15 protein-coding genes are annotated in these 16,694 nt (G+C 73.1%); 7 read left to right on the top strand and 8 right to left on the bottom strand.

Features of this window, described 5'->3' with window-relative positions:
• The first annotated feature begins 14 nt into the window (after positions 1–14).
• The 6 genes from ACFPK1_RS09215 to ACFPK1_RS09190 all read left to right on the top strand — a co-directional run bounded on the left by ACFPK1_RS09215 (position 15) and on the right by ACFPK1_RS09190 (position 5,321).
• Positions 15–422 (top strand): DUF6069 family protein, encoded by a 408-nt coding sequence (locus ACFPK1_RS09215; protein WP_378020612.1) that lies wholly within the window; start codon positions 15–17, stop codon positions 420–422.
• A 125-nt stretch (positions 423–547) separates the two neighbouring features.
• A complete protein-coding gene (locus tag ACFPK1_RS09210; protein ID WP_378020611.1) occupies positions 548–1,438 on the top strand; it encodes a class II glutamine amidotransferase domain-containing protein in 891 nt (296 codons plus the stop codon).
• Positions 1,426–2,121, top strand: coding sequence for a GltB/FmdC/FwdC-like GXGXG domain-containing protein (locus ACFPK1_RS09205; RefSeq protein ID WP_378020610.1), 696 nt, complete (start codon positions 1,426–1,428; stop codon positions 2,119–2,121). Before ACFPK1_RS09210 ends, ACFPK1_RS09205 begins: the two co-directional genes overlap by 13 nt.
• 14 nt (positions 2,122–2,135) lie before the next feature.
• A complete protein-coding gene (locus ACFPK1_RS09200; protein WP_378020609.1) occupies positions 2,136–3,458 on the top strand; it encodes an FMN-binding glutamate synthase family protein in 1,323 nt (440 codons plus the stop codon).
• Positions 3,455–4,648 carry an NAD(P)/FAD-dependent oxidoreductase gene (locus tag ACFPK1_RS09195; protein ID WP_378020608.1) on the top strand — a complete coding sequence of 398 codons (1,194 nt, stop codon included), beginning with the start codon at positions 3,455–3,457 and terminating at the stop codon, positions 4,646–4,648. Before ACFPK1_RS09200 ends, ACFPK1_RS09195 begins: the two co-directional genes overlap by 4 nt.
• A 16-nt stretch (positions 4,649–4,664) precedes the next feature.
• The gene (locus ACFPK1_RS09190) at positions 4,665–5,321 is read left to right on the top strand and encodes a helix-turn-helix domain-containing protein (RefSeq protein WP_378020607.1); all 657 of its coding nucleotides are present in this window, start codon (positions 4,665–4,667) and stop codon (positions 5,319–5,321) included.
• A gap of 1 nt (position 5,322) precedes the next feature.
• On the opposite strand, the gene ACFPK1_RS09185 is transcribed toward ACFPK1_RS09190, so the two are convergent.
• The 6 genes from ACFPK1_RS09185 to ACFPK1_RS09160 form a co-directional block, all read right to left on the bottom strand.
• Positions 5,323–5,973 carry a response regulator gene (locus ACFPK1_RS09185; protein WP_378020606.1) on the bottom strand — a complete coding sequence of 217 codons (651 nt, stop codon included), beginning with the start codon at positions 5,971–5,973 and terminating at the stop codon, positions 5,323–5,325.
• Positions 5,958–7,541, bottom strand: a complete 1,584-nt coding sequence (locus ACFPK1_RS09180; protein WP_378020605.1) for a GAF domain-containing sensor histidine kinase — start codon at positions 7,539–7,541, stop codon at positions 5,958–5,960. Before ACFPK1_RS09180 ends, ACFPK1_RS09185 begins: the two co-directional genes overlap by 16 nt.
• Before the next feature lie 49 nt (positions 7,542–7,590).
• Positions 7,591–8,517 (bottom strand): polysaccharide deacetylase family protein, encoded by a 927-nt coding sequence (locus ACFPK1_RS09175; RefSeq protein ID WP_378020604.1) that lies wholly within the window; start codon positions 8,515–8,517, stop codon positions 7,591–7,593.
• A 13-nt stretch (positions 8,518–8,530) separates the two neighbouring features.
• The gene (locus ACFPK1_RS09170; RefSeq protein WP_378020603.1) at positions 8,531–10,840 is read right to left on the bottom strand and encodes a penicillin acylase family protein; all 2,310 of its coding nucleotides are present in this window, start codon (positions 10,838–10,840) and stop codon (positions 8,531–8,533) included.
• Between the two features lie 83 nt (positions 10,841–10,923).
• Positions 10,924–11,799: a formyltetrahydrofolate deformylase gene (purU, locus tag ACFPK1_RS09165; RefSeq protein WP_378020602.1), complete on the bottom strand. Its 876-nt coding sequence runs from the start codon at positions 11,797–11,799 to the stop codon at positions 10,924–10,926.
• A gap of 2 nt (positions 11,800–11,801) precedes the next feature.
• Positions 11,802–13,166 carry an NAD(P)/FAD-dependent oxidoreductase gene (locus ACFPK1_RS09160; protein ID WP_378020601.1) on the bottom strand — a complete coding sequence of 455 codons (1,365 nt, stop codon included), beginning with the start codon at positions 13,164–13,166 and terminating at the stop codon, positions 11,802–11,804.
• An 86-nt stretch (positions 13,167–13,252) separates the two neighbouring features.
• Between ACFPK1_RS09160 and ACFPK1_RS09155 the strand changes: the two genes are divergently transcribed.
• Entirely contained in the window at positions 13,253–14,002 is a 750-nt protein-coding gene (locus ACFPK1_RS09155) for an IclR family transcriptional regulator (protein WP_378020600.1), read from the top strand.
• 6 nt (positions 14,003–14,008) lie between these two features.
• On the opposite strand, the gene ACFPK1_RS09150 is transcribed toward ACFPK1_RS09155, so the two are convergent.
• Both ACFPK1_RS09150 and ACFPK1_RS09145 read right to left on the bottom strand, forming a co-directional pair.
• Entirely contained in the window at positions 14,009–15,229 is a 1,221-nt protein-coding gene (locus tag ACFPK1_RS09150; RefSeq protein WP_378020599.1) for a pyridoxal-phosphate-dependent aminotransferase family protein, read from the bottom strand.
• A 102-nt stretch (positions 15,230–15,331) separates the two neighbouring features.
• Complete coding sequence (locus ACFPK1_RS09145; protein ID WP_378020598.1) at positions 15,332–16,672, bottom strand: flavin-containing monooxygenase; 1,341 nt, start codon at positions 16,670–16,672, stop codon at positions 15,332–15,334.
• Positions 16,673–16,694: the final 22 nt, after the last annotated feature.

Here is a 16,694-nt window from a genome sequence, read left to right as displayed (position 1 = left end):
TCACGAGGGGTGTCATGAGCAGCACCGTCAGCGCGCGCACCGTCCCGCCGGCCGCCTCACCCGGCCGCATCGCCCTGGCGGTCGTGCTGGCCGCCGTGGCCGCCGCGGTCGTCAACACCCTCATCGGCCTGCTGGTCGGCGTCATCGAGGGCACCGGCTACAACCCCACCACCGCGATCACCTTCAGCGTCATCGGCGTGCTCGCCGGCTTCGTGGGCTGGGTGCTCGTCCGCCGCCTCGCGCCCCGCCCCGCCGCGGTGCTGCGGTGGCTGGTCCCGCTGGTGGTCGTCCTGAGCTTCGTCCCCGACCTCTACCTGCTCACCGTCGGCCTGTCCGTGCTGCTGGTCGTCGCGCTGATGATCATGCACGTCGTGGTCGCGGCCGTTGCGGTGCCGGCCTTCCGGCGGGTGCTCCCGGTGTAACCACGAGGCCGTCTCCCACGAGGAGACACGAGTTCGTCACAGGAGCCGGTTACCTCTGGCGACATCTCCTGTCGAGAGACTAGTTTTCTCGACAAGAGACGTCGTCGACCAGAAGGAGACCGCCCGTGTGCGGGATCGTCGGACTCCACCTGCGTGACCCCGAGCTGTACCCGCAGCTCGGGCAGCTCCTGGAGTCGATGCTGTGCGGGGTCGTCGAGCGCGGCCCCGACTCCGCCGGGGTCGCCGTCTACGGCGACACCCGCCGCGTGCCGGACGGCCACGCCGCCGTCTCGGTGCTGCTCCCGGCCGGCACCACGCCGGAGGCGCTGAAGGACGCCCTGGCCGGACTCGCCCCGGTGGTCACCCCGGCGGGCGACACCACGCTGGTCGCCGCGCCGACCGGCGTCGACGCGCTGGTCGCCGCCGTGCGCACGGCGTTCCCGGCGGCGACGGTGATCGGCTCGGGCCGCGACCTCGCCGTCTACAAGGGCACCGGCCACCCCCGCGCGCTCGCCGAGACCTACGACCTCGCGGGCGCGCGCGGCTGGCAGGGCCTCGCCCACACGCGCATGGCCACGGAGTCGGCGGTGACCCCGGAGGGCTGCCACCCGTTCTCGGTGGGCCCCGACCAGTGCCTGGTGCACAACGGCTCGTTCTCCAACCACGCCACGATCCGCCGCGACCTGGTCCGCGAGGGCGTCACCTTCGACTCGGCGAACGACTCCGAGGTCGGCGCCCGCTTCGTCGCCTCCCGGCTGGCGCAGGGCGAGGACCTCGAGAAGGCGCTGCTCGCGCTGCGCGAGACCTTCGACGGCTTCTACACGCTGCTGGTCACGAGCGCGGACGGCTTCGCCGTGGTCCGCGATCCGATCGCCTGCAAGCCCGCGGTGATCGCCGAGACGGACGCCTGGGTGGCCATGGCCTCGGAGTTCCGCGCCCTCGCGTCGCTGCCCGGCATCGACGCCGCCCGCCTCTACGAGCCCGAGCCCGGAAAGGTCTACGCATGGACGCGGTAGCACCCGAGACCGTCACGTTCGACCTCGCCGAGACCGGCGGCGTGCGCGCCCTCAACGCCGAGCTGCACCGGCCGTCGGCGAAGTCCTACGCGGTCGAGAACCCCGCGGGAGCGCACGCGATCGCGGCCGGCATCGACGCCGACATCGCCGTCGAGGTCCGCGGCCACGCCGGCTACTACTGCGCCGGCATGAACGACGGCGGCACCGTCACCGTCCACGGCAACGCCGGCACCGGCGTCGCCGAGAACATGATGTCGGGGTCCGTGCGGGTGCGCGGCGACGCGAGCCAGTCGGCGGGCGCCACCGCCCACGGCGGCCTGCTCGTCGTCGAGGGGTCGGCGTCGATGCGCTGCGGCATCTCGATGAAGGGCGTCGACATCGTCGTCGGCGGGTCCGTCGGGTCGATGAGCGCCTTCATGGCGCAGGCCGGCCGGCTGGTGATCTGCGGCGACGCGGGCGACGGGCTCGGCGACTCGATCTACGAGGCGCGCCTCTACGTGCGCGGCCGCGTCGGGAGCCTCGGGGCGGACTGCGTCGAGAAGGAGATGCGCGACGAGCACCGCACCGAGCTCGCCGAGCTCCTCGCCGAGGCGGGCCTGCACCACGACCCGGCGGAGTTCCGCCGCTACGGCTCCGGCCGCTCCCTCTACCACTTCACCAGCGAGCACAGCGCCAGCTACTGATGGGGAAGCCACTGATGACGAGCCCCGCCGCACGAGGCCTGCGCGAGTCCGCCACCTTCGACCGCGCCACGATCGCCGGCATCCAGCACGCCGCCCGCACCGGCGTCTACGACATCCGCGGGTGGGGTGCCAAGCGTGCCGTGCCGCACTTCGACGACCTGCTCTTCCTCGGGGCGTCGATGTCGCGCTACCCGCTGGAGGGCTACCGCGAGCGCTGCGACACCGACGTCGTCCTCGGCGACCGCCACGCCCGGTTCCCCCTGCACCTGCAGACCCCGGTCACCATCGCCGGGATGAGCTTCGGCGCCCTGTCCGCCCAGGCCAAGGAGGCCCTCGGCCGCGGCGCCAGCGAGGTCGGCACCTCCACCACCACCGGTGACGGCGGCATGACCGACGAGGAGCGCGGCCAGTCCAAGCACCTCGTCTACCAGTACCTCCCCAGCCGCTACGGCATGAACCCCGCCCACCTGCGGGCCGCCGACGCCATCGAGGTGGTGCTCGGGCAGGGCGCCAAGCCCGGCGGCGGCGGGATGCTGCTCGGGCAGAAGATCTCCGACCGGGTCGCCGAGATGCGCACCCTCCCGCCCGGCATCGACCAGCGCTCCGCCTGCCGGCACCCCGACTGGACCGGCCCCGACGACCTCGCCATCAAGATCGGCGAACTGCGCGAGATCACCGACTGGGAGAAACCGGTCTACGTCAAGGTCGGGGCGACCCGCACCTACTACGACGTCAAGCTCGCCGTCGCCGCCGGCGCCGACGTGGTCGTCGTCGACGGCATGCAGGGCGGCACCGCCGCCACCCAGGAAGTGTTCATCGAGCACGTCGGCATCCCCACCCTGGCCGCGATCCCGCAGGCGGTGCAGGCGCTGCAGGAGCTCGGGCTGCACCGCAAGGTCCAGCTCATCGTCTCCGGGGGCATCCGCACCGGCGCCGACGTCGCCAAGGCCATGGCCCTCGGGGCCGACGCCGTCGCCATCGGCACCGCCGCGCTGGTCGCGCTCGGCGACAACGACCCGCAGTACGCCGCCGAGTACGAGGCCATCGGCTCGGCCGCGGGCTACTACGACGACTTCCAGGACGGCCGCGACCCGGCCGGGATCACCACCCAGGACCCCGAGCTCGCCGCCCGCCTCGACCCCGTCGAGGGCGGCCGCCGCCTCGCCAACTACCTGCGGGTCCTGACCATGGAGGCCCAGACCATCGCCCGCGCGTGCGGCAAGGCCCACGTGCTGCACCTCGAGCCCGAGGACCTCGTCGCCCTCACCATCGAGGCCGCCGCCATGGCCCGCGTCCCGCTGGCCGGGACCAGCTGGATCCCGGGGGTGACCCGATGAGCAGCACCGACACCGCCGAGGTCGTCATCATCGGCGGCGGCCTGGAGGGCTGTGCCGCCGCCTGGGCGCTCGCCGAGCGCGGCACCACCGACGTCGTCATCGTCGAGCGCTCCACCGTGGGCTCCGGCGGCACCGGCAAGTCGTCCGGGGTCGTGCGCTGCCACTACGGCGTCTCCTCGCTGGCCGCGATGGCGACGCAGGCGCTGGAGGTCTTCGAGAACGCGCAGGAGGTGCTCGGCGAGGACGTCGGCTTCCACCAGACCGGCTACGTCGTCGGCGTCGGCGAGCAGAACGTCGACGCCCTGCGCGCCTCGATGGCCGACCAGCGCGCGGTCGGCGTGCGCACCGAGGACATCGACGCGAGCGAGGTGGCCGAGCTCTGGCCGTCGGCCGACCTCGAGCCCTTCGCCGCGTTCGCCTGGGAGGAGCGCGGCGGCTACGGCGACGCCTACCGGACCGCCCAGGCCTTCGCGGGCGCCGCGCGCCGCGCCGGCGTCCGGCTCCGCCAGGGCACGACCGTCACCGACCTGATTACGAAGAGCGGCGCGGTGACCGGCGTCCGCCTCGCCGACGGCTCGGAAATCCACACCGGCACCGTGGTGCTGACCGCGGGCCCGTGGTCGGTGCCGCTGCTCGCCGCCCACGGCATCACCCTGCCGATCACCGTGCACCGCGAGCAGATCGTGCTCATCGACCCGGGCGCGGACCTCGGCCCGGTGCCGGTGTTCTCCGACCTCGTCTCGCTGCAGTACGTCCGCCCCGAGAGCGGCAAGGAGATCCTCTTCGGAAACTCCGACCTCGCCGAGCTCGAGCCCGCCGACCCGGACCGCTACTCGAACCAGGCCACCACCTCGTTCCTCGACCTGGCGGTGGAGAAGGTCGGCACGCGGTTCCCGGGGCTGGAGGAGGCGGCGATCGCGTCGACCTACGCCGGCTGCTACGACGTCACACCGGACTTCAACCCGGCGATCTCCGAGACCGACATCGAGGGGCTGATCGTCGCGGCCGGGTTCTCCGGGCACGGGTTCAAGATCGCGCCGTCGGTGGGTCGGCTCGTCGCGGACCTGGTGATGGACGGCCGGAGCCGCGACCCGGACATCCCGGCGTCGGACTTCCGGCTCTCCCGCTTCGCCGAGGGAGAGCTGCTGCGCAGTCCGCACCCCTACGTGGGCGCCGGGCAGATGCGGTGACGGCATACTCCTGGTCATGAGCCAGGAGAACGGCGTCGAGGACGTCGACCACGGGCCTGCCGCCCGGGAGGTCGCGGCGCCGCCCTCGCAGGAGGGACGGCTCGAGCGGGCCATCGGCGCGGAGGTCCGGCGGCTGCGCCGGGCGTCGGGGGCCACGCTCGCGGAGATGTCGGTGCGCACCGGCATCTCCAAGCCGATGCTCTCCAAGATCGAGCACGCCCAGACCTCGTGCAGCCTGACGACGCTCGCGCGGCTGGCCGACGCGCTCGACATCCCGGTCACCGCGTTCTTCCGCGGCGCCGACGTGGAGCGCGAGGCCGTCCACACGCGCGCCGGCGCGGGCGCCCGGATCGTGGCCCGCGGCACCCGGGTGGGCCACGACTACACGCTGCTCGGCGGCCTGCGCGGCCAGCACAAGCGCATGGAGGCCCACCTCGTGACGCTCACCGAGCGCAGCGAGGAGTTCCCGCTGTTCCAGCACCCGGGCACCGAGCTGCTGTACATGCTCGAGGGCCGGATGGTCTACAGCCACGGCGAGTCGAACTACGAGCTGCTGCCCGGCGACGCGCTCCAGATCGACGGCAACGGCCTGCACGGGCCCCGCGACCTCATGGAGCTGCCGATCCGCTTCCTGTCGGTGGTCGCGCACCCGGACGCGGGGATCGAGGAGTAGGTCAGCCCTCGTCGAGCAGGTGCAGGTCGTGCGCCACCCGCACGAGCTCGGCCCGGCGCCCGCAGCCGTGGCGGCGCAGCATCGACGCGACGTGGTACTTCACGGTGTGCGAGCTGAGGTGCAGGCTCTCGCCGATCTCGTGGTTGCTCTCGCCGCGCCCGATGCCGCGCACGATCGCGAGGTCGCGCTCGCTGAACGTCGCCCCGCGGGGGACCGTGCGGCGGCGCTGCAGCAGCTCACCGGCGATCCGCGGCTCGAACCAGCTGCCGGTGGTGACGACCTCCCGGAGGATCCCGGGCACGCGGCTCACCGAGGTCTCCTTGAGCATGTAGCCCGACGCGCCGGCGTCGATCGCCTGGGCGAGCAGGTCGCGGTTGCCGTAGGCGCTGAAGATGACGACGGCCGGGGCCTGCGCACGCGCCGTCAGCGCACGGCAGAGCTCGATGCCGCTGCCCCCGCCGCGCTCGCCGATCCGCAGGTCGACCAGGGCCACCTCCGGGCGCGTGCGGGCGACGAGCCCCTCCCCCTGCTCGACGGTGGTCGCGGCGCCGAGGAACTCCAGGTCCGGCTCGCGCCCGGCCAGGGCGCGCAGCCCGTCGTGGACGACCTCGTGGTCGTCGACGACGCAGAAACCGATCACGAGAGCGGCCACGGCGCGACGACGGCGTGCACGTGGGTGCCGGGTGTGGCCGCCCCGACCTCGAGGCGCCCGCCGACCCGGTCGACGGCGGCGTGCATCGCCCGCATGCCGAAGTGCGCCCCGCCGGGCGACGCGCTCGCCGGGTCGAACGTGCCGTCGTCGGTGACGTGCAGCGTGATCGCGTGCGGGGTGGTCTCGACGCGCACCGTGAGGTGGTCGCAGCCGGAGTGCTGCTCGGCGTTGGTGACGGCCTCCTGCCCCACCCGCACCAGCGCCTCCGCGGCGTCCGGGTCGATCTCCAGGTCGACCCCGTCGAGCTCGAGCACGCGCACCACGTCGCGCTCGGGCACCAGCGCGATCCGGTCGAGGACCTCCGAGGCCGCCACCGACCCGGCGCGCGGCGCCGTGACCAGCAGCTCGAGCTCGCCGCGCAGGCGCGCCATGCAGGCCTCGGCGGCGCGGGCGATGGTGTCCAGGCGCGTCGCGGTGTCGTCCTCGCCGGCGTGGTGGCGGGCCTGCTCGGCCTCGAAGCCGATCGCGACCAGGCCGCGCACCACCGAGTCGTGCAGGTCGTAGGCGACCTGCTCGCGCACCGCGCGCTCCAGCGCCCGGGCGCGGTCGGCGTCGTCGTAGCGCCGCCGCACCCCGGGGGCGGCGTGGCCCGCCAGCTCCTCGAGCAGCTCCTCGTCGACGCTGGTGAACGGCCGCATCCGGCGGTCGCCGATGTAGAGGACGGCCGCGATCTCGCTGCCCACCGACACCGGCGCCGCCATGGCCGACACGATCCCCTCGTGGCGCGTCTCGTCCACCGGGGCCGCCTCGAGACGCCCGTCGGCGGCGTAGTTCGCCGAGCACACCGGGCGCCCGAGCCGCCGCGCGAGCCCGCCGAGACCCTGCCCGTGCTGGACGCGCAGGCGGCGGAACGGCGCGGTGCGGATGCCCAGCGCCTCGTCGAAGACGTAGGTGCCCGACCCGTCGACCGGGACCGCGAGGTAGGCCACCTCCGCCCGGAAGAGCTCCCGGGCCGAGGCCAGGATCGTCGTCAGCACGGCCGGCCCGTCGCCGCCGGCCACCGCTGCCTCGGCCATGGTGCGGGTGGCGGCGCGCAGGTCGCGGCCGAGCGCGAGCGACCCGGCCTGACGACCCCGCCGCACCGCGCGCCCCACCGCCTGCCGGTAGTGGCGGCGCAGGTCGTCGTCGAGGACGGCGTCCGGGTCGCCCAGCGCGGTGGCGAGGTTGCCGACCACCACGGCGCCGTGCCCGTGGCGGTCGCGCCAGGGCACCACCACGCTCGAGCGCAGCCGCACGCCGTGCCCCCGCAGGCGGGACCGGATCTCCAGCCGCTCGGGGGCGGCCGGCGTCCGGCGCGGCAGCACCGGGTCGGTCACCACCGCCTCGTTCGGCAGGAACGCGTGCGGGCCCGTCGACGCCAGCGTCACCGCGGGGCCGGAGCCGTGCGGCTCGTAGACCACCACGCCGAGCTCGGCGCCGAGCAGCGCCTGGATCTCGTCGAGGACCGGGCGCACGGCGTCGTGGATCGCCTGCGAGCCGCCCCCGTCGACGAGATACTCCACGGACACGTCTCCTCCCGTGCAACCCCGAGCGTTACACAGGAGACGCGCCGCGTCATCAGGCCTGGCGCGCCCAGCTCGAATCGGCCGGGGCCGGCTCGACGCCGCGGACGTCGGGCAGCGCCATCTTGCGCTCGTCCTCCTCGTCGTCGACCCACGCGCGGGCGATCTCGTCGCAGGTCGCGAACCACACGCCGTCGTGGGAGACGATGTGCTGGATCAGCTTCTCGTACCACATCATGTGGTGCGCCTGGCCGATGATCTGCGGGTGCACGCACGTCGCGTACACCGGGTTCTCCACGTTCTGGTAGGCGTAGTCGAAGATGTCCTGCCAGCGCCGCAGGATCGTCTCGGTGTCCTGCATGCCGGCCTGCGGGCCGGTGTAGGCCAGCGGCGGGAAGTCGTCGAGGTACCAGTTCACGGGGATCTCGAGGACATGACTCGCCTTGCCCGCCACGTTCGCCTTCTCCCAGTTCACCTGCCAGCGCTGCGGCCGGTAGGGCACGAGGTCGCGCGCCATGAGGCTCGTGTCGTAGGTGAAGCCGGACTCCTCGATGATGTCGAGGGTGTTCTCGCTGTAGTCCCAGTACGGCGAGCGGTAGCCCGTCGGGCGCAGCCCCAGCACGTTCTTGAACGACTCGAAGGCCAGGTCGACCAGGCGGCGCTCGGTGTCGCGCTCCAGGCCCGGCGGGACCTCGTGGTAGTAGCCGTGGTGGCCGAACTCGTGGCCGTCCTCGAGCACGGCGCGGCACTGCTCGGGGAACGTGTCGACCGAGTGGCCGGGCGTGAACCAGGTGGTCGTGACCTCGTAGCGGCGGTACAGCTCGAGCAGCCGGGGCACGCCGACCTCGGCGCCGAACTGGCCCCGCGACATGGCCGACGGCGACGGCCGGTTGAACGCGCCCAGCCAGAGGGCCTGGGCGTCGAAGTCGGTCCCCAGGTTGACCGCGATCTTCTTCCCGGGCGGCAGTTGCAGGTGTCCCACGGTGTCTCCTCGTCTAGGAAGGTCGGAGCTCGATGACGGCGTCGGCCTCGGCCTCGATCCGGGACCGGCTGTAGAGCAGCGGGAAGGCCTCGCCGCGGCTCCAGGGCTCGAACAGGTCGGTCAGGTGCGGGTCGCCGAGGCGCCCCGACTGGCCGGGGGCGTTCATCGCCAGCGACGCGTCCCACTCGCCGACGTCGACGACGAGCCGGAACGTCGCGCCCGCGCTCTGCACGAAGTTCGGGCCGTAGGCGGTGTTGCCGACGGTGTCGCCGCTGCCCCCGCGCGGGGCGGGGCCGGCGGACAGGCGCTCGGGGGCGACCTCGGTTAGCCGGTGGCGCAGCGGGTGGTGGGCGTGGGCGACGTGCAGCGAGCCCCACGCCCAGGCGGCGCGGTCGGTGCCGAGCAGCCCCTCGAGCTCGGCGACGGCGGCGGGCAGCGTCGTCGCCACGGTCGCCGCCAGCTCGGCGTCCGGACCGCGCTCCACCAGCTCCAGGTCGACCCGCGCGTCGGCGAGCAGGTCCTCGGCCGGGGAGATGCGGGCGGCGACGGCGTCGGCCTCCCCCGCCCCGACGACGGGCTCCAGGGCGCCGCGCAGCAGCGCCGGGCGCAGGTGGCGCCGGAACCACACCTCGAACAGCGCCGCGGCCGCCGAGTCGGGCGCGAGCACCGCGTCCCAGGCGAGCAGCAGGTCGAGCCCGTCGGTGTCGCCGGGCACGCCCACCGCGCGGACGCGGTCGAGGATGCGCCGGGCCGGGACGGACAGGAAGTCGCTCTGCAGCGCCACCATGCTCTCCGGCGTGGCGTCCGTGACCTCCGCGAGCACCTCGTCGAGGCGGTTCCGCCGCGACGGCGCGTACCAGTCGTAGGTGATGTGGCGGTCGCGCGGGAAGTCGGCGGGCAGGTTGCACTCGTTGGCCGTGGCCAGGAAGCCCTGCGCGGGGTCGACCCGGCCGGGCAGCTGGTCGGCGTCGTAGAACCCGGCCCACTCGTAGCGCCCGTCGCCGGGCACCGGCAGCGTCCCGTCCCAGTTGGGGCGGATCGGGGTGAGCCCGCCGGTCTGCCACGCGATCGTGCCCGAGGGGTCGGCGTAGACCTGGTTCTCCGGCGGCGCGCCCCACCGGTTCATCGCGGCCGCGAACTGGTCCCAGTTCTGGGCGCGCATGTAGTCCATGCTGCCCAGGTAGGGCGCCATCCCGGGCTCCAGCCAGGCGGCGCGGACCGCGTAGGCGCGGTCGCCGTCCTGGTGGATCACCGGCCCGTGGCGGGTGAACAGCAGCTCCGCGGTCACCGGGTCGCCGTCGCGGACCGCGATCGTCTCCTCGAGCCGGCGCATCGACTCCCAGCCGCCGTCGTAGCGGTAGCGGGTGGGGTCGTCCGGATCGGTCTCGTAGACGTAGAGGTCCTCCTGGTCGATCGCGAAGATCGTCAGGCCGAACGCGATGCGCCCGTTGTGCCCGATGGAGATGCCGGGCAGGGCGGGCTCGCCGCCGCCGATGACGTCGAAGCCGGGCGCGGACAGGTGGGCGATGTAGCGCAGCCCGGGCAGGGCGGCGGCCGCGCGGTGCGGGTCGTTGGCCAGCAGCGGGCGCCCCGACCGGGTGCGCGACCCGGCGAGCACCCAGTTGTTGCTGCCCTCGGGCAGCACGTCGCCCTGGGCGTCGTCGACCGGCGACGGCGGCCCGAACACCGGGGCGGAGGTGGCGAGGTCGTAGACGCGCAGCACGTCGTCGGGGATCGCGGCGAGGTCGAGGCCCTCGGGCACCTCGAGCGGGCGCGGGGGCTCCCGGCGGCGCCGCAGCTCCTCGACCTCGGCGGGCAGGTCGCGCAGCGTCCGGGCCCGCGCGACCTCGTCGCGCACGTTGTAGAACAGGCCGTGGCTGCGGATGCGCGCCACGTCCTCGGGGTCCCAGAACGCCGGCTCGTAGCCGAGCGCCCGGAACTCCTCGGGCAGCAGGTCGGGGTCCTCGCGGGTCAGCGCGACGAACGCGTTGACGCCCTCGACGAACGCGGTGGACGCCCGCTTGGTGTCCGAGCCGTAGGCGAGCCACTCGGCGCGCATGTCCCCGCGGTAGAGGAACAGCCGCGCCGCCCGGTCGCGCTCGGCGTGCTCGGCGCCGAACACCTCGGCGAGCCGGCCGAGGCCGCGGCGCCGCCAGAAGTCGATCTGCCAGAGCCGGTCGCGCGCGGCGTTGAAGCCCTGCACGCGGAAGGCGTCGTAGGTGCTCGCCGCGTAGATGTGCGGCACGCCCCACCGGTCGACGATGATCTCGGCGGGCCCCGTGAGGCCCGGCAGCACGTGCGAGGTGCGCGTCGGTTCGGCCACGGGTCCGAGTCAAGCAGCGAGACCCATGGCCGCGTGGCCATGCTTGCCCTGGCCGTTCGGCTAGTGCCGAGGACCCAGCCCGGTCAGAACACGATCGTCGAGTGCCCGTCGAGCAGCACCCGGTCCTCGCAGTGCCACGTCACGGCGCGGGCGAGCACGGTGCGCTCGACGTCGGCGCCGCGGCGGGTGATGTCGGCGACCCGGTCGCGGTGGGAGATGCGGGCGACGTCCTGCTCGATGATCGGGCCCTCGTCCAGGTCCTCGGTGACGTAGTGCGCGGTCGCGCCCACCAGCTTCACCCCGCGGGTCTTCGCCTGCTCGTACGGGCCGGCGCCGGCGAACGCGGGGAGGAAGGAGTGGTGGATGTTGATCGCGGGCACGCCGATGCGCTCGAGGAAGCCGCCGGTGAGCACCTGCATGTACCGGGCCAGGACGACCAGGTCGACCCGGCCCTCGAGCAGCTCGGCCTGCTGGCGCTCGGCCTCCGGCTTGGTGTCCCTCGTGACCGGGATGTGCGCGTAGGGCACGTCGAAGGCCGCCACCTCCTTCTGGAGGTCCGGGTGGTTCGAGACCACCTGCACCACGTCGATCGGCAGCTCGCCGCGCCGCCACCGCCACAGCAGGTCGAGCAGGCAGTGGTCGTAGCGCGACACGAACAGCGCGACCCGCGTCGGCACCGAGGCGGCCCGCATGCGGAACGACATCCCGAAGCGCTCGGCGACCTCGGCCGCGAACTCCTCCTCCAGTGCCGGCAGCCACTGGGGCAGGTCCGGCACCCGGAAGACGATCCGCAGGAAGAACCGCCCGCCCACGGGGTCGGTGGTCTGCTGGTCGGACTGGACGATGTTCGCGCCGCGCGCGTGCAGGAACCCGCTGATCGCCGCCACGATGCCGGGCCCGTCCTCGCAGGAGACGAGCAGTCGGCCGACGTCGGGGTCCGGGAGGGTCGGCGAGGTCAAGGTCAGCTCCAGGGGAACGGCGAATGGCTGGTCGGGTGGAGCTCGCCCGCCTCGTACCGGGAGAAGCGGAAGGGCTCCAGCAGGTCCTGGGGCTCGCCGAGCAGCTCCTTCGCCACCAGCGCGCCCACACCGATCATCTTGTACCCGTGGTTGGAGTCGGCGATGACGTACGCGTTCCCGCGGAAGGAATCGAAGACCGGGAAGCTGTCGGGCGTGAACGCGCCGAGACCGCCCGAGGGCTCCTTGCGGTACACGTCGCGGCGGCCCTCGAAGCGCTTGTGGCACACCGCGAGCGCCGAGGTCCACATGCGGACGAAGTCCTCGCCGACGACGAACTCCGGGCTGTCGACGCCGTAGGGGTCGACGGCCACGGTGTCGGCCGGGCGCCCGACCTGCTCGGGTGACGCCCCGCCCTGCACGCCGCCGAAGTGGAAGTCGGGCTTGTAGTAGATGCCCCAGATCGAGTCGGTGATCAGCTCGCCGTCGACGTCGTCGTAGAGCGGGGCGTCGGAGTCGACGTGGACGACCGGCGGGAACTCGCCGCGGTTGTCCATGAACTCCTGCGGGTCGATGCCGAGGATGCCCTCCTGCAGCGCCCAGTAGGTCCACATCGGGACGTCGGGCACCAGCCGGCCGTCGGGCATCCGCACCGGGATCGTCGACGGCAGCTCGAGCATCGACCAGAGGTCGCGGACCCACGGCCCGACCGCGGCGACCAGGTGCTCGCACGCGATGGTCCCGGCGTCGGTCTCGACGGCGCTGACACTCGGGCGAGCGGAGCGACGGGATGAACTCGAGTCGTCGGTGAACTGCAGCCCGGTGACGGTCACCCCGGTGACGATCGAGGCGCCCGCGGCGCGCACCTTCTCCTCGAGCCCGCGCAGCGAGGCGACGTTGTTGGCGTAGCCCCCGCGCTTCTCGTGCAGGATCACCGAGATCCCCGGCGCCTGCCAGTCCGAGAACATCTCGCGCATGTACTCGTGGCAGGCGTCGACGCCCTCGACGAGCTCCGAGTCGTAGCCGATCGCCTGCTGCTCGGCGTGGATCTGCACGACGTCGGCGTGCATGGCCTCCGGCGCGGCCTGGATGTAGCCGACCCCGTGGTACGAGAAGGCCTCCGGGTCGGACTCCCAGACGTCGACCGAGTGCGCCATGAGCCTGCGCATCGCGGGCTGGAAGTAGTTGTTGCGGATGACGCCGCAGGCGACGCCCGACGCGCCCGCCCCGACGGCGGTCTTGTCGATGACCAGGACCTCGCTGCCGTCCCCGAGGCCGCGTTCTCGCAGCTCGGTGGCGAGGTGCCATGCGGTGGACAGCCCGTGGATGCCCGCGCCGATGATCAGGTACCGGACGTTCGAGGGGACCATGCTTCTCACCCGTTCCGACGGTTATCGTCGTCGCGTCGCCATTGCCCTCAGGGCAACGGTGTTTCACCCTGGGAGACGAAATTAACATGGCCAGAACCGGCAGACCAGCAGATCGGCAGGTCGAATCCGTCCAGAAGGCGATCGCCGTCCTGGATGTGCTCGCGGCCGCCGGCGAGGAGCTCGGCACCAACGAGATCGCCCGCCGCACCGGGATCAACGCGAGCACGGTGTCGCGCCTGCTCGCCACGCTCGTCGTGCCCGGCCTCGTGCAGTACCACCAGGTCAGCGGGCGCTACGGCCTCGGGATCCGCATCCTGCAGCTCGCCGGCGCGGCGCGGGAGACGCTCGACATCCGGCGGATCGCGCGCCCGTCGCTGGAGGACCTGGCGGCCGTCAGCGGCGAGACGGCCACGCTCTCGGTGCCCGGCGAGCACGACGTCATGACCCTCGACTTCGTGCAGAGCCCGCAGTCGGTGCGCAGCGTCGCCGAGATCGGGCGCAACAGCGTGCGCCACGCGACCGCGGTCGGGAAGGTCTTCCTCGCCCACGGGGGGCGGGCCCCCGACGAGCTGACCCGCTTCACCGAGCACACCATCACCGACCGCGCGGTGCTCGAGCGCGAGATCGCGACGATCCGCGAGCGCGGCTGGGGGCTCTCGCAGGCCGAGCGCGAGCCCGACCTCGTCGGTGTCGCGGTGCCGGTGCTCGACGGCGACGGCGACCTCGTCGCGATCCTCGGGGTGCAGGGGCCCCTGGTGCGGCTCGACGAGCAGCGCGCCGAGGTGCTGGCCGGCGCGCTGCGCGAGCACGCGCGCACGGTCGCGTCGGCGTTCTGAGCCCGGTCAGCGCACCGCGGTGAGCCGCGTCCCCGTCCACGGCGCGGTCGCCGCCTCCTCGGCGGCGAGCGCCTGCCGGAAGTAGGCCTGGGCGGCCGCGACACCCGAGCCCGCCTCGAGGGACGCGCCCGCGTCGAGCAGCGCCATCTCGGCCGCGGCGAGCGCGGTGAGGCAGGAGACCTCGTTGACGTCGCCGAGGTGCCCGATGCGGAACACCCGCCCCGCGACCTGGCCGAGCCCGCCGCCGAAGGACGTCCGGTAGCGGTGGTACGCGATCCGGCAGACCTGCGCCCCGTCGACCCCGGCCGGCACGCGCACGGCGGTCACCGTGTCGGAGTACCAGCGCGGCGAGAGCGCGCACAGGTCCAGGCCCCACGCCTTGACGCCCTGCCGGACACCCTCGCCGAGGCGGTGGTGGCGCGCGGCGACCTCGTCCATGCCCTCGTCGAGGAGCCGGTCGAGCGACGCCCGCAGGCCGTGCAGCAGCGGCATCGGCGGGGTGTACGGGAAGTAGCCGACGTCGTTCGCGGCGATCATGTCGGCGAACGCGAAGTAGCAGCGCTCGGTCGTCGAGCGCTCCGCGGCCGCCAGCGCCTTCTCGCTCACCCCGAGGATCGCGAGCCCCGCCGGGAGCATGAACCCCTTCTGGCTCCCGGCGACCGCGACGTCGACGCCCCAGTCGTCCTGCCGGAACTCGAGCGACGCGATGGACGAGACCCCGTCGACGAACAGCAGCGCGTCGGAGCCGGCGGCGTCCATCGCGCGCCGCACCGCCCGCACGTCGGAGGTCACCCCGGTCGCGGTCTCGTTGTGCGTCACGAACACCGCCTTGATCGACGGGTCGTCCCGCAGCGCGCGCTCGTAGGCCTCGACCGGCACGCCCTCGCCCCACTCGACGTCGTGGCAGACGACGTCGAGCCCGAGCCGGCGGGCCATGTCGACCCAGAGGTGCGAGAAGTGGCCGTACCGCGACATCAGCACCCGGTCGCCGCGCGAGAGGCAGTTGGTGATCGCCGCCTCCCACGCCCCGGAGCCGGACCCGGGGTAGAGCAGCACCCGGCCCTCGCGCAGCCGGAACACCCGCTTGAGGTCGCCCAGCACGTCGAGGACGACGTCGGGCAGGTCGGGCGCCCGGTGGTCCTCCATGGGGACGTTCATCGCGCGGCGGACCACCTCGGGCACGGTGGTGGGGCCGGGGACGAACAGGTGCGTCGTACCGATCTTCACGGCCGGACCTCCTGACGGGCGGCGTGGTGCCCCTCGACGCTAGGTCGCGCGGCCCCGTCCCGACTCCCCCGTCACGGGGAGACGGACGGGGGAGCTCTCGCGTCAGTCCTTCCCGAGGAAGGTCGTCAGCGAGTCGTCGTGCGCCTCCCACCACGCGGTGTGGTGGATCGGGGCCTGCGTCCCCGTGCACGGGGAGGAGAACCCGCGGTCGCGGTAGCCGATGATGCTCTCCTCCTTGTCGTGCTCCCACTTCTTGAAGTGCGCACGGGTGAGGTCGAGATCGAAGTCGGGGTAGTCGGTGCCGGCCATGAGGTCGGCGATGTGGTCGGCCTGGAAGTCGATCTGTGCGAATGGGTCGGGCAGCGCGTCCTCGCGTGCGCGCCACTCGGCGACGTCCTTGGCCATCTCCTCGCGCGAGGGCAGGACCACGCGGCCCAGCACGTAGTCGCGCGCCACCCACGCCTCGGCGTCGAAGAGGGTGAACGTGTAGAACTGGTCCTGCATGCTCAGGTACATCATCTTCGGGTTGTCGATCCAGAAGATGCCCTTGTAGAGGTCCGGCGGGTACAGCACGTTCGCCGTCCGCAGCCGCAGGTCGGACGCGACGAACGGGAAGTGGTGCTGGTAGCCGGTGCACAGGATGATCGCGTCGACGTCGCGCGAGCTGCCGTCGGTGAAGTGCGCGGTCCTGCCCTCGAGCCGCGTGAGCAGCGGGACCTCGCTGATGCCCTCGGGCCACGGGAAGCCCATCGCCGCGCTGCGGTAGCTGATCGTCACGGTGTTCGCGCCGTACTTCTTCGCCTGGAGCGCGATGTCCTCGGCGGAGTAGCTCCCGCCCACCACGAGCAGGTCCCTGCCCGCGAACTCCTGGGCGTCCCGGAAGTCGTGCGAGTGCAGGATGCGGCCCGGGAAGCGGTCGAAGCCGGGGAAGTCGGGCATGTTCGGCACCGAGAAGTGCCCGGTCGCGACGATGACGTAGTCGAACTGCTCCACCCGCGAGGCGCCCTCGGCGAGCGCCTCGACGGTGACGTCGAAGGTGTCGCGCGCGGGGTCGTACTCGATCCACCGCACCGCGGTGTCGAACTGCACGTGCCGGCGGACGTCGCTCGACTCGGCGCGGCCCTTGATGTAGTCGAAGAGCACCTCGCGCGGCGGGAACGACGGGATCGCCGTGCCGAAGTGCTGCTCGAACGGGTAGTCGGCGAACTCCAGGCACTCCTTGGGCCCGTTCGACCACAGGTAGCGGTACATGCTGCCGTGGCACGGGTTGCCGTACTGGTCGAGGCCGCTGCGCCACGTGTAGTTCCACAGCCCGCCCCAGTCGCTCTGCTTCTCGAAGCAGACCAGCTCGGGGACGTCGGCGCCCGCCGCGCGGGCCTGCTCGAACGCGTGGAGCTGGGCCAGCCCGCTCGGTCCGGCGCCGACGATGGCAACCCGTGTCATGGACGGTCCTCCTGTCGTGGGT

It is taken from the genome of Actinomycetospora rhizophila, from assembly GCF_042657905.1.
GTDB lineage: Bacteria > Actinomycetota > Actinomycetes > Mycobacteriales > Pseudonocardiaceae > Actinomycetospora > Actinomycetospora rhizophila.
This window is presented reverse-complemented; position numbering and strand designations above follow the sequence as displayed.